The organism is Streptobacillus ratti, from assembly GCF_001891165.1.
In the GTDB taxonomy this organism is placed as follows: domain Bacteria; phylum Fusobacteriota; class Fusobacteriia; order Fusobacteriales; family Leptotrichiaceae; genus Streptobacillus; species Streptobacillus ratti.
In genome coordinates, this window is sequence record NZ_LKKW01000125.1 from 1 (window position 1) to 250 (window position 250).

The 250-nt window shown below is 24.0% G+C and carries 1 protein-coding gene; it reads right to left on the reverse strand.

Annotated features, from left to right (window positions below; all coding sequences use genetic code 11):
• A partial coding sequence (locus BT993_RS07070; protein ID WP_244147575.1) for a hypothetical protein occupies window positions 1-192 on the reverse strand: 192 nt, incomplete at its 3' end.
• Between the last annotated feature and the right edge of the window lie 58 nt (window positions 193-250).

A 250-nucleotide genomic window follows, 5' to 3' on the forward strand; every position in this document is an offset into this window, starting at 1 on the left:
AAAATCTTTATTAAATTCAAACTTTGCTTTTTCATCATCTCCCACATGCACTTCATCTTTAGGATCTTGATAAGACTTATCATATTTAATTTTAGATTCAATTTCATTTATATTTGCTACATCTTCGTTTATTTTTTCATCTACTGTTTTAGCATTTGCTAAAATAGATATTAAAAAAAATAAACAGGTCATATACTTCCCTTTAACCATTTTAATCTCCTTTTTACTTTTTAAAGCATATGATTATAGT